This window comes from Herbiconiux liukaitaii (assembly GCF_041927495.1).
In the GTDB taxonomy this organism is placed as follows: Bacteria; Actinomycetota; Actinomycetes; order Actinomycetales; family Microbacteriaceae; genus Herbiconiux; species Herbiconiux liukaitaii.
Genome location: NZ_JBHFHG010000003.1, coordinates 612,677 through 624,662, shown reverse-complemented (window position 1 = coordinate 624,662; position 11,986 = coordinate 612,677). Strand labels below are relative to the sequence as shown.

The window sequence follows — 11,986 nt, the reverse complement described above, 5'->3', positions numbered from 1 at the left end:
AGGTCAGGGTTGGGTGATCTTGCCCGCCATGGCGTGCAGTTCATCGAGGGTGAGCTTGCGGCCGAACGCGAAACGGTACCAGCGCAGGTATTTGGGGATCCACTTGGCGAGCTTGAAGTTCGACTCGCCGAAGGCCCGATCGAGCCAGATGGTGGGGATCTCGGCGACGGGGCGCCGCAGTCGCCGCGCCTTGGCGGTGAGCTCGAGGCCGATCTCGAAGCCGTCCTCGGAGTCGATGCCGACGTCGCGCACGAACTCGGCGCTGTACGCCTTGAACGAGTTGGTGGCGTCGCGGGTGCCGGCGTTGGTGAGGAGGTGCAGCGAGACACCGGCCATGCGGGAGAGGAAGCTCTTGAAGACAGGGCCGCCCACCTGCTGGCCGCCCGGCATGTAGCGGGAGGCGGCCGCCACCACGACGCCGCGTTCCACGAGCCGCACGAGGTCGTCGATCTGGCGCGGGTCGTCGCAGCCGTCGGCCATCGTGACCACCACGGTCTCGCTCAGCGCGTGATCGATGCCGTAGCGGATGGCGTAGGCGGGGCCACGGCCGTAGGTGTTGATGAGCAGCTTCAGCCGCGGCTGCTCCACGGCGTAGCGTTCGACCACGGGCACCGTGGTGTCGCCGGGTGTGTCGACCACCACGAGCACCTCGGAGTCGAGGTGGACCGCCTCGAAGATGCGGTCGAGCCCGGCCACGATGTCCTCACCCTCGTTGTAGGCGGGGATGACGATCGAGGAACGGGGTGCGGCGGTCAAATCACGACTCCGTTGCCGAGCATGTTCCACACGTCGGCAACGGGCTTCTCCGTGACCAGACCCCGGTACTCCGCGTGCGGGGTCGCCACGATGAGGATGTCGGCCTTCTCGAGCACGGCCTCGAGGGGCAGCAGCGTGTCGTCGGTCTCCTCGGTCACGTGGGGATCCGTGCCGATCACGGCCTTCGCGCGGAACTTGAGCACGCGGCGCAGCTTGTACGAGAGGCTCGAGCGGATGTCGTCCGATCCCGCCTTGAACGACATGCCGAGGATGCCTACGGTGAGGTTCTCGAGGTCGAACCGCTTCTCGAGCTGGGTCACGACGTAGAGCGGCAGGCCCTCGTTGACGAGCATGGCCGAGTGGCCGAGCGAGAAGGTGTTGTCGCTGAACGCCGCGAGCTGCATCGTGTCCTTGAACAGGCATGGGCCGGCGGCGAAGCCGGGGCCGGGCAGATCCTTGGCGCGGGGGTAGTCGTGCGTGAGGCCCTTGCGGATCTTCTCGAAGTCGAGACCGCGGTCGTTCGCCATCATGTAGAACTGGTTCGCCGCGGCGAACTTGATGTAGCGCCAGGTGTTGGTGAAGAGCTTCGCGAGCTCTGCCTCCTCCGGCTCGAGGTCGACGATCTGGTCGGTCAGCGTGCGGAAGAGCGTCGAGGCCCTGGCGCGCCCGGAGTCGGTGCGGCTCGAGACGATCTGGGGGAGCGTGAACAGCTCCTCCATGGCCTTGTGCTCGGCGATGCGCTCGGGGCAGAAGGCCACCTCGGTGGAGAGGCCCGCCTCGCGGAGCCTGCGCTCGACGAGCGCAGTGACGCCCGGGTAGACGGTGCTGCGGAGCACGAGCAGCTGCTCGTCGTGGAAGTACGGCATGCAGGTCTCGAGCGCCTTGGGGATGGCGTTCGGGTCGGGGTTCAGGTGCTCGTCGACCGGCGTGCCGATCACCACGATCACGTTCTCCGCCGTCGCGACGACCGCGGGATCGGTGGAGGCCGTGAACGTGCCGGCGGCCAGCACCTTCTGCAGCACGGGCTCGGCACCCGGCTCGGCGAAGGGCATGATGCCCGCGTTGATGCCGGCGACGGCGCGATCGCTCACGTCGTAGACCACGACGGTGGAGCCTCGGTCAGCGAGGGCGATGGCGAGAGGGAGTCCGACATGGCCGCCCCCGCCGATGACGACTACGTCTCGTTCGAACTTCTCTGGCAATCGCCTGTCCTCAGGTGTCGTGGGGTAGATTCCTCGTTGGGCGGAGAGTCTACAGCGGTAGAACATCGGCCAGGATACATGAGGGGGTACCATATCCTGGCCCGGCGCGCTCAGTCGGTACAGCGCTCGGTGGAGGTAAGTGCAGCACGTGAAGAAGCTCTGGGACTACCTCTGGGAACGCGTCGTGCGTTATGCCCTGAAGTTCGGCGTGGTGGGACTCGTCGGCTACGTCATCGACCTCGGCATCTCGAACCTTCTCTGGTCGGGGGCGCTCGGCGACGGCTGGTACGAGACCCCGCTGGGTGGGAAGTTCATCTCCGTCACGATCGCCACCCTCGCCACCTGGTTCGGCAACCGGTACTGGACCTTCCGCGAGCACCGGCGCAAGAACTTCATGCTCGAGCTGGCGGAGTTCAGTCTCATCGCCGTCATCGGCCTGGGCATCTCGCTCGCCTGCCTCTACATCTCCCACTACCTCCTGGGGTTCACGTCGCTCCTGGCCGACAACATCTCGGGCAACGTGGTGGGGCTCGTGATCGCCACCGCGTTCCGTTTTCTGCTGTATCGCTTCTGGGTCTTCGCCCCCACTCGCGCCGACGGCCACACCGCCCTCAAGAACAAGGAGAACGCTCGGGCGGAGGCGGCCAGCTAGTTTGATTCTCGGTCGTCCCGAGGGCGGCCGCTGTCGAGATGTAAACGGGTGCCTCTGTGTTGCCGACTTCGGAGCGCCCCGCCGCCCTGCACGAGGCCGCCGAGCTCGTGGTGGGCGACGTCACCGACCCGGCCGTCTGGGATGCGGTGCTCGCCGAGGTGAAGCCGACCGTCATCATCCACCTCGCCGCCGAGACCGGCACGGCCCAGTCGCTCGACGAGGCCACGAGGCACGCGCACGTCAACGTGGTGGGCACCACCGTGATGCTCGACGCCCTCGGCCGGCACGGCATCGTGCCCGACCGCTTCCTGCTCTCGTCGAGCCGGGCGGTCTACGGCGAGGGCGCCTGGGCGCGCGACGGGGGAGAGGTCTTCTACCCCGGGCAGCGCTCCCACGCGCAGTTCGAGGCGGGCCAGTGGGACTTCGCCGGCGCCATGCCGCTGCCGAGCACCGCCGAGCTCACGGTGCCGAAGCCCACGAGCGTCTACGGCGCCACCAAGCTCGCACAGGAGAACATCCTCTCGGCGTGGGTCAACGCCCGCGACACCGCTCTCACCGTGCTGCGGCTGCAGAACGTCTACGGGCCCGGGCAGTCGCTCGTCAACTCCTACACGGGCATCGTCTCTCTCTTCAGCCAGCTCGCCCGCCGCGGCGAGAGCATCCCCATCTACGAGGACGGCGCCATCACGCGCGACTTCGTCTACATCGATGACGTGGCGGATGCCTTCGTGGCGGCGCTCGCGGAGACGCCGTCGACCGGCATCGAGGCGGGCACGCCCACCTTCGACGTGGGCTCGGGGGTCGGCACGACCATCCTGCAGCTCGCCGAGGCGATCGCCGCCTACTACTCGGCCCCGGCGCCGCACATCACGGGAAAGTACCGCGATAGCGACGTGCGGCACGCCGAGTGCCGCATCGACGCCACGCTGGCCGCGCTCGAGTGGGAGCCGCGCTGGCCGCTCGACCGCGGGGTCGCCGGGTTGCAGGAATGGATCGCCTCGCAGCTCTGACCGGGTGCGGCCGTCGCGCCCCGTCGAGTCAGATGCGGGGTGAGGCGGCGTAGCCCTCGGGCTGCGACGACGGGTACCTGTCGTCGGCCGGCCAGTCCTCGAGCACGGGTTCGGGGCGTGGATCGCGGAAGCCGGCGGCCACCGTGACCCCGAGACCGAGCGCGACCACGGCGAACGCGATCATGAGCGGCAGTGCACCCAAGGGTGGCTCCCACGCGCCTGGCTCGAACATCTGCAGCCAGTCCACCGAGTAGCCCACCGTCATGCGGCGCATCGTGGTGAGGAACGCCCACGACACGATGAAGGCCCAGGCGATGCCTGCGAGCCAGGCCAGAACCGTCACGGTGCCGCGCGCGCCTCGGCGTGCCACGCCGTGCTCGTCGAGGCGCTGCTGCCAGCGCACGAAGCGGTCGCTCGCGGCGATGCACGCGGCCATGCCGAGCAGCAGCGCCATCATGAGCACGAGCGTGTAGCGGCCCTGCCAGATGTAGCCGCCCTTCGTGACGTAGAACGACTGGATGAAGGCGGGCAGGAAGAAGAAGGCCAGAGCGAGCACGGCGAGGAACACGAGCTTGCGGCCGCGCACGAACACGATCACGCCGAGCACGAGCAGCCCGAAGAGGGCGTAGGCGATGTAGTAGAGCGGGGGTGACAGCGGGGTGTCGAGCCAGCCGAGGATTCCCACCATCTGGCGCAGGCGCAGGTAGGTATTGCCGAGCTCGCCGATGAAGCCCTCCAGCGGGGTGAGTCCCACGCCGGGGTTGGTCTGCACGATCTCGGGGCCCGTGCTCGGGCCGGTGCCGAGGGAGTTGCTCGAGAGGGTCCACCAGGCGCTGAAGGCTGCCGTGATGCCGATCAGCAGGATGCTGATGATGACGCCGGGCTTCTTCAGCAGGGCTCCGAGCTCGCGGCCCGTGAGCAGCAGCAGCGGCAGGGCCAGCAGCAGCGCCACCCAGAGCGGCGAGATGCCGCGTGTGTTCGACACGAGGGCGGAGGCCACCACCACGAGTGCGAGACGGGAGCCGAGGAGTCTCGGCTGCGGATCGAGCACGATGCCCAGCATGGCCGCGAAGAGCGCGAGCCCTCCGGTGAACTCCAGGGCGTTGGGGTTCACCGTGCCCATGAGGTAGAGCACGATCGGCGTGGTGCCGATGAGGATGCCGAGGCTCGGCACCCTGGGCAGCCGCCAGGCCGCCACCACCCAGAACGCGGCGGCGAGGAAGAGCGAGGTGAGCACGGCGCTCATGATGCGCATGGCGTAGATGCCGATGGTGTCGGGCAGCACGAGCGACGGCCAGCCCACGAGCACGTAGTAGACCGGGTTGTAGAGGCTCGCCGAGGAGTATGTCTCCACGATCTCGGAGGGATCGCCGGTGAACCCGGGGGCGCACGAGGCGGGGATCTCGGCGAAGAAGGCGAAGCATCCCTGCGCGTACTCGGCGGCGTACGCGGCCGGCACGTGGAGCACGCCGCCCGTGGCGATCATCTCGCTCGGCAGCAGCTCGCCGCGCACGACCGACGCGGCCTTCACCACGTGCGCCGGCTCATCCGGAGACCCGCCGATGGGGGTGGCCACGGCCCAGAGCGAGCCCAGCAGGGCGAGCAGCAGCCACGGCAGCAGGAAGTGCCGCCCCGCCGAGCGGTGGGGAGCAGCGAGCTGCGCGCGCAGGGCGGAGGGGGAGGGGACGTACGTCATGAGTGCCTTACGGATTCCGGCGGGACTGCAGAGCCTCGGCGACCGACTTCTCGAGCTCCTTGATGCGCAGATCCTGCAGCGCCACGGTCTCGGCAAGGGTACGCGTCTCGGCTTCGAGCTCGGTGAGTTCGCCTGAGTGCTGGATGGAGACGAGCACGAGCACGGCGATGCTGAGGAAGAACACGAGGTTCGTGGGCACGGTGACGCCCACGAGCGCAGCGGCCCAGCCGAGCGTGTCGGGGAACACGCTCACCACGAGGGCCACGACGCCGGCGAACAGCCACCACACGGCATGGCGCTCGCGCAGGTGGCGTCGGCGCAGCGACTCGATCACCACGGCGAGGGCGATGAGGGCGGCGACGATGCCGAAGACGTAGGTGACGGTGTTCACAGGCTCACGACGGGTTCGCGCAGGATGACGGGCGGGCGGATGAGGGCCACGAACAGGGCCATGCCCGCTCTGGCCAGGTAGACGGCGGCCTTGTAGGGGTTGTGCGAGGGCACGCCGCCCGCCCTCGGGCGCATGGCCACGGGCACCTGGGCGACCGTGAGCTTGGCGCGCGCGGCGATGACGAGCGACTCCACGGTGTCGCCGAGGTACTCCGAGGGGTAGTGCTGGGCGAAGAGCGCCACGGCCCGCGGGCCGCTCGCCCGGAAGCCCGAGGTGGTGTCGGTGAGCTTCGTCTTGGTGAGCCGGCTGAGGATGGAGGAGAGCACGAGCATGGCCCAGCGGCGGGGGCCCCTCACCGAGTACTGGCCCACGCCGGCGAAGCGGGCGCCGAGCACGAGGTCGTGGTCGGCCAGCCGGCCCACGAGCTCGGCGATGCCGGCCGGGTCGTGCTGGCCGTCGGAGTCGACCTGCACCACGTTGTCGAAGCCCTTCTCGAGGGCGTACTTGAAGCCGGCGCGCATGGCGCCGCCGACACCGAGGTTGATGGGCAGCCGCAGCACCGTGGCGCCGGCCGACTCCGCCTGGCGGTAGGTCTGATCGACCGACCCGTCGTCGACCACGAGGCAGGATGCGCCGGGCACGGTGGCGAAGACCTCGCGCACCACGGCGGCCACCGACTCCTCCTCGTTGAACGCGGGCATCACGATCAGCGTGCGTTCGAGGGCGGTCGGCATGACGCCCATCATAGCTCCGGGGCCCCTCCGCGAGCCGTCAGGCGGGCCGGGCGGCACGGCCTTAGGGTGTCGCTTGTGAGGGCGAGATGAGGGTGCGGCGGATCCTCCTGGCGCACGAGGGGCTCACCGCGCTCGTGGTCGGAGTGCTCGTGGCCGCCGTGGGCCTGCTGCGCATCCCGCGCGCCGACCTGGGGGTGGTGTGGGCGGAGGACGGCGCCGTCTTCCTCACCCAGCGGCTCGCGGACGGGCCCTTCGCCACCTGGTTCGCGCCTTACGACGGGTACCTCCACGTGCTGCCGCGTGTGCTCGCGGACCTCGTGGTCTCGGTGCTGCCGCTCTCCTGGGCGGGGGTGGGGATCAGCGTCGGCACGTGCCTCGTGGCGGGGCTCGTGGGCGCTGCCGTCTACGTCTGCTCGCGCGACGTGGTGCCCGCGCTGCCTGCGCGGTTCGCGCTCGCCGGCATCGTGGTGCTCGTGCCGACCGCGAGCTTCGAGGTGCTCGGCAACCTCGCCAACCTGCACTGGCTGCTGCTGTGGCTCACGCCGTGGCTGCTGCTCGCGCGGCCGCGCACTCGCACGGGAGGGGTGCTGCTGGGGGTGCTCGCGCTCGTCGTCGGTCTCTCCGACATCCAGGCCGCGGTGGTGCTGCCCTTCGTGCTGCTCCCGCTCCTCTCCGCCACCGGATGGCGGGGGTGGGCCGGACAGCGCGGGTGGGCCGGATGGGCTGTGCCGGCGGCGCTGCTGCTGGCCGCCGCGGTGCAGGTGGTCGCCGCGCTCACGAGCGACCGTGCGCCTCGGCCCGCCGTGCTGCCCGATGCGTGGTCGACGGTGCTGGGCTTCGCGGTGAACTCCGTGATGATGCCGTTCCTGGGGCAGTTCCACACGGCTCGGCTCGTGCTGCTCACGGGAGGGCTCGTGGTGCTGCCGGTGCTGCTCGCGGCTCTCGCGGCGCTCGCCGTGGTGCTGTGGAGGGGCGGCCGGGCTCGGGCGCTCGCCGCCCTGCTGCTCTCCTGGTGCGCTGTGGTGCTGTGGACGGCCGGCTACGTCGTGAACCCCAATCCGTCGTTCTTCTACGCCGGGTTCGGGCAGGAGCAGTGGGAGGGTCTCGGCCCCCTCCGCTACGGCGTCGTGCCCGGCATGTGCGTGCTCGCTCTGGTGATCCTCGCGCTGACGACACTCGTGCACCCTGCCCGCTCCGTTTTAGGTCGTGCCACCCTCGGCAGTGCCGCCCTCGGGCGTCCCGCGCTCGACCATCCCGCTCTGGCCGGCGTGCTGGAGTCGGCCGCCAGCCCGTCGAGGGGCAGCGCAGGCGGGCGGGCTTTTCGGTGGGCGGGGCTCGGGATGGCCGTGGTGGTCGTGGGGCTCATCGCCTGGCAGGTGGCGGGAACGGCGGGTTCCTCGCTCCGCACGTCGGGCCCGGACTGGGCCAGCACGGTCGAGACCGGCGAGCAGCAGTGCGCGGCGCTCGACGCCGGCACCGAGGTCACCCTCCCGGTGCACCCCCTGGGCTGGACCGCCGTGATCCCCTGCGACACCCTCACGGGGGGCTAGGGGAGGCGGCGTTCCAGGGGGGTGGGGATGCGGCCTGTGCGGCCCGCCCAGCCGTCGCGGAGGCCGGCGGTCATGGCGCGCAGGCGTGCACGACGGCCGGGGGCGATGACGAGCACGATGGCGCAGTGCCGCAGATCGCCGAAGGTCGCGCGGATCGACCAGGCGCGGTCACCCCGCGCGTGCCGGCGGTTGAGCAGCACGCGGTTGCGCAGCAGGTAGTAGTAGCGGAACGGCCGACTCACCACGAAGCCGCCCGCCGCACCGGTCGAGAGGGGGCGGCCGAGGATGCTCGGGGTGAAGCGGTCGCCGAGGCTGTGATGGAGGGTGGTGCGGTCGGCCACGAGCACCCGCAGGCCCGCCGCCGTCACACGCAGGGCGTAGTCGGTGTCGACGCCGTCGATGAAGAGCTCCTCGGCGAAGGCGCCCACACGCCGGAGCGTGCCGACCGGGAGCAGCATGCCCGACTGGATGGGCGTCGAGCCGAGCAGGAACCCACGCGACCGGCCCGTCACCTGCGAGGGCAGTCCCTCGACGGTCGCGGGAGCCACGAGGCCCACGGCGAAGCCCGCCGCGGTGGCCTGATCGGCGGTGGTGACGAGCGCGGCCACGAACCCGTCGTCGATCGCCGAATCCTGATCGAACGTCACCACGAACCGCAGGCCCCCGGCCGACGCGGAGGGAGCGGCGCCGGAGTCGTGGGCCCCGGCGATGCCACTGTCGAGGGCCGCGGCGATGCCGGTGTTGAGGGCGGCGGCGATGCCGCGGTTGGTGGCGATGCCGCGGTTGGTGGCGTGCCGCACCACGAGCGCTCCCGCAGCCTCCACCTCGGCCAGCACCGCGGATGAGGCGTCGAGCCCGGCGCCGGTGTCGTCGACCACGACCACCACGGCCACCTGCGCGAGCAGCGCCCGCACGAGCGGCACGAGCCCGCCCCCGGGTCGGTACGCCGTCACGACCGCCGCCACATCCTCGAGCACGGGCACCTCTCCGCCCCCGGACCCTCCGAGGGAGCGAACACTATGCTTGCACCTTATGACCGAGCCGAGCCCCGAGACCTCGGGGAGCACCATCGGTCGCCGCTCGTTCGCGGGTGTCGGGGCCGCTTCCGCGCTCTCGGCCATCGTGGGGTTCGTGGTGCTGCTCATCGTGCCGAACGTGCTCGACAGGGCCGACACCACCGTCTTCATCTCGTTCTGGTCGCTGCTCTTCGCCTTCTTCGGCATCCTCGGCGGGCTCTCGGCCGAGAGCACGCGCGCCGTGCACGTGAGCGACCGGAATCCGGCAGCGCAGGGCACGCGTCGCGAGCCGCGGATGCTCCTGGTCGGCCTCGGCGTGGGCGTGGCCATCGGTGTCGCGCTGTGGGCCACGAGCCTCTGGTGGGCGCCGCAGGTGCTCACCGCGGAGTACGCGTTCCTCGCCGTGCCGCTCAGCTGCTCCATCGCCCTCTTCTCCGGCCACGCCACGATCGTGGGTGTGCTCGGCGGTCGCCTGCAGTGGAACACCTTCGCCCGGCTCGTGATCGGCGACTCGCTGCTCCGCCTCGCCCTCGTGGTCACGGCGGCCGTCACCGCCGCGTTCGTGGGCGGTTTCGCGCTCGCCGCGAGCATCTCCTCCGTCACTTGGCTCATCGGACTGCTCTTCTCGCCCACCCTGCGCCAGGCCGCGAGCGCCCGGGCCGACACCTCGCTCGTGCCCTTCCTGCAGCGCATCGGGCACGCCTGCCTCGCCTCGGGCTCGAGCGCCGTGCTCGTGGTGGGCTTCCCCGTGGTGCTCGCCCTCACCTCCACCGAGGAGGTCTACATCGCGGCGGCGCCCCTGCTGCTCGCCATCACCTTCACGAGGGCTCCGCTGCTCATTCCGCTCAACGCCTATCAGGGCGTGGCCATCGCGCACTTCGTGAACAACCGCCGAGCGGGCCTCAAGGCGCTCTGGCCGGTGGCGCGACTCGTCGCCGTCATCGCGGCGGGCGGCGCCGTGCTCGGCGGCTTCCTCGGCCCGGTGCTGCTCGTGCTCTTCTACGGCGAGGACTACGACGTGAACGGATGGATCATCGCCGGCCTCGTCATCGCCGCCGGGATGCTCGCCCTCGTCACGCTCACCGGTGCGGTGTGCCTCGCCGTCGACAGGCACCGCGCCTACTCCACGGGCTGGATCGCGGCCACCGTGCTCGCCGTGCTCGTGCTGCTGCTGCCCCTCGACATCGAGCTGCGGGCGGTGCTCGCCCTCATGATCGGTCCGCTCGCGGGCCTCGCCATCCACATCACGTCGCTCCGCCGGGCAGCTCACGACGACACTGCCACAACCACACCGTGAAGGAGATCGCATGACCGCCGCCGACGGCCGGGTGCGCGCGAGCGTGTGCATGGCCACCTACAAGGGATCCGCGTTCGTGGCCGAGCAGATCGAGTCGATCGTGGCCCAGCTCGGCCCCGACGACGAGCTCGTGATCGTGGACGACTGCTCGCCCGACGACACCGTCGCCGTGGTGGTGCAGACCATCGCGCGGCTCGGCGAGTCGAGGGTGACCCTCACGATCACCGACTCCAACGCCGGCTACGTGCGCGCCTTCGAGGCGGCGATCAAGCGCTCCCGAGGCCGCTACGTGTTCCTCTCCGACCAGGACGACGTGTGGTCGCCCGGCCGGCACGAGCGCATGATCGAGGGCCTTCGCACGACGCTCGTGGTGGCGGGCAACCACTCCATCCTCGGCCGCAACGGGGCGAGGCTCTGGTACCCGCCGCTGAAGCCGCGCATGGACGGCACGCCGCTCCGCAATCTCTTCGCCGTGCTCATCGGCTACCGCCCCTACTTCGGGTGCGCCATGGGCTTCCGCCGCGAGGCCATCGACGGCGGCATCCTCCCGGTGCCGACCTACCTCCACGAATCGCACGACGTCTGGGTCGCCATCACCGGAAACGTTCGGCAGAGCATCACGCACCTCGCCGACGTGGTGGTCGAACGCCGCCTGCACGACTCGAACCAGACACCGCTCGGCATCCGTTCGCTCGGCACCATCCTGGGCGCCCGACTCATGTTCGTGCGTCTCATCGCCGAAGCGGTGCGCCGCGGGCTGGGGCGAGGGGGAGGCCTCAGCGCGAGAACACGTGGCGGAGCAGCGCCCGGCGGCCGACAGGGTCGTGGGCGCGGAGCGCGGCCGGCAGCTCGCTGAGGGCGTTCAACCGCGAGGTGAGGTGGGATCGCGCAGCCCGTGCGGCCCGTGGCCACCCAGCGGCGGCGGCGCGCTCGGCCACCTCGGCGAAGAGCGCGCGCTCCTCGGCGAACTTGGCGCCGTCGGGCCCCGTGACCGCCGAGACGCTCGCCGCGTGGCGCCGGTAGGAGAAGCACACGCTGTCGTCGAGCAGCAGCGAGCCGCCGTCGAACACGATGTCGAGCATGAGCGCGAGATCCTGCACCACCTCGAATCCCGGCCGGAAGCCGAAGCGCCGCAGATCGTCGGCCCGCCACAGCACCGAGGGGAAGTAGGCCCAGTTGCCGTGCAGCAGGCTCGTGGCCAGCCGCTCGCCCGAGAACTCCCGCGGGCCGGTGCCCCCGAAGCGGATGAGCCCCTTCACGCGGTCGGCGAGCGGCGAGTGCACGGCACCCTCGGCGTCGATCACCTCCACACCCGGCTGCACGATCCTGGCCTCCGGATGCGCGGCCACGAGCCGCCGCACGGTGGCCAGGTAGTCGGGGTGCATGCGGTCGTCGCACCCCATGAGCACGGCTCGCTCGCTGGCGAGCAGTCGCACGCACTCCCGGAAGTTGCCGCCCACCCCGAGGTTCACCGCGTTGCGGCGGTACTCCACGCGCGGGTCCTCCCGAGCCAGCGCCTCGACCCACTCGCCGGGTGCCGCATCCGGGTACACGTCGTCGATCACTACGAGCCGCCAGTCGGCATCCGTCTGCGCCAGCACGCTCTCGACGGCCTCGCGGAGGTGGTCGAAGCGGCCGTAGAACGGCATCATCACGTCGATGGTCTGGTTCACGGATGGCAT

Annotated in this window: 12 protein-coding genes; 5 read left to right on the top strand and 7 right to left on the bottom strand. The window is 70.7% G+C overall.

Annotated features, from left to right (window positions below; all coding sequences use genetic code 11):
- Positions 1–3: 3 nt before the first annotated feature.
- Entirely contained in the window at positions 4–756 is a 753-nt protein-coding gene (locus ACEXQC_RS07455; RefSeq protein WP_374820027.1) for a glycosyltransferase, read from the bottom strand.
- The gene (locus ACEXQC_RS07450; RefSeq protein ID WP_374820025.1) at positions 753–1,958 is read right to left on the bottom strand and encodes a nucleotide sugar dehydrogenase; all 1,206 of its coding nucleotides are present in this window, start codon (positions 1,956–1,958) and stop codon (positions 753–755) included. The genes ACEXQC_RS07455 and ACEXQC_RS07450 overlap by 4 nt, the downstream gene beginning before the upstream one ends.
- 148 nt (positions 1,959–2,106) lie before the next feature.
- Here ACEXQC_RS07450 and ACEXQC_RS07445 point away from each other — a divergent pair, with 148 nt between their 5' ends.
- On the top strand, positions 2,107–2,610 hold the full coding sequence (locus tag ACEXQC_RS07445) for a GtrA family protein (protein WP_374820023.1): 504 nt from the start codon (positions 2,107–2,109) through the stop codon (positions 2,608–2,610).
- Between the two features lie 56 nt (positions 2,611–2,666).
- Positions 2,667–3,620 carry an NAD-dependent epimerase/dehydratase family protein gene (locus tag ACEXQC_RS07440; protein WP_374820022.1) on the top strand — a complete coding sequence of 318 codons (954 nt, stop codon included), beginning with the start codon at positions 2,667–2,669 and terminating at the stop codon, positions 3,618–3,620.
- A gap of 28 nt (positions 3,621–3,648) precedes the next feature.
- Here ACEXQC_RS07440 and ACEXQC_RS07435 read toward each other — a convergent pair whose 3' ends face one another.
- The 3 genes from ACEXQC_RS07435 to ACEXQC_RS07425 are packed head-to-tail and all read right to left on the bottom strand — an operon-like array spanning position 3,649 to position 6,441.
- A complete protein-coding gene (locus ACEXQC_RS07435) occupies positions 3,649–5,316 on the bottom strand; it encodes a DUF2142 domain-containing protein (protein WP_374820020.1) in 1,668 nt (555 codons plus the stop codon).
- Positions 5,317–5,323: 7 nt separating this feature from the next.
- Positions 5,324–5,707 carry a DUF2304 domain-containing protein gene (locus tag ACEXQC_RS07430; RefSeq protein ID WP_374820019.1) on the bottom strand — a complete coding sequence of 128 codons (384 nt, stop codon included), beginning with the start codon at positions 5,705–5,707 and terminating at the stop codon, positions 5,324–5,326.
- Positions 5,704–6,441 carry a glycosyltransferase family 2 protein gene (locus ACEXQC_RS07425; RefSeq protein ID WP_374820017.1) on the bottom strand — a complete coding sequence of 246 codons (738 nt, stop codon included), beginning with the start codon at positions 6,439–6,441 and terminating at the stop codon, positions 5,704–5,706. The genes ACEXQC_RS07430 and ACEXQC_RS07425 overlap by 4 nt, the downstream gene beginning before the upstream one ends.
- An 86-nt stretch (positions 6,442–6,527) precedes the next feature.
- Between ACEXQC_RS07425 and ACEXQC_RS07420 the strand changes: the two genes are divergently transcribed.
- Positions 6,528–7,991, top strand: a complete 1,464-nt coding sequence (locus ACEXQC_RS07420; RefSeq protein WP_374820015.1) for a hypothetical protein — start codon at positions 6,528–6,530, stop codon at positions 7,989–7,991.
- On the opposite strand, the gene ACEXQC_RS07415 is transcribed toward ACEXQC_RS07420, so the two are convergent.
- On the bottom strand, positions 7,988–8,968 hold the full coding sequence (locus ACEXQC_RS07415) for a glycosyltransferase family protein (protein ID WP_374820013.1): 981 nt from the start codon (positions 8,966–8,968) through the stop codon (positions 7,988–7,990). The two genes, ACEXQC_RS07420 and ACEXQC_RS07415, sit on opposite strands and share 4 nt — an antisense overlap.
- A gap of 55 nt (positions 8,969–9,023) precedes the next feature.
- On the opposite strand from ACEXQC_RS07415, the gene ACEXQC_RS07410 reads away from it, so the two are divergent.
- Together ACEXQC_RS07410 and ACEXQC_RS07405 are read left to right on the top strand one after the other, a co-directional pair.
- Positions 9,024–10,304, top strand: a complete 1,281-nt coding sequence (locus ACEXQC_RS07410; RefSeq protein WP_374820011.1) for a polysaccharide biosynthesis protein — start codon at positions 9,024–9,026, stop codon at positions 10,302–10,304.
- Between the two features lie 10 nt (positions 10,305–10,314).
- A complete protein-coding gene (locus tag ACEXQC_RS07405) occupies positions 10,315–11,160 on the top strand; it encodes a glycosyltransferase (protein WP_374820009.1) in 846 nt (281 codons plus the stop codon).
- Here ACEXQC_RS07405 and ACEXQC_RS07400 read toward each other — a convergent pair.
- Entirely contained in the window at positions 11,081–11,986 is a 906-nt protein-coding gene (locus ACEXQC_RS07400) for a glycosyltransferase family 2 protein (RefSeq protein WP_374820007.1), read from the bottom strand. The two genes, ACEXQC_RS07405 and ACEXQC_RS07400, sit on opposite strands and share 80 nt — an antisense overlap.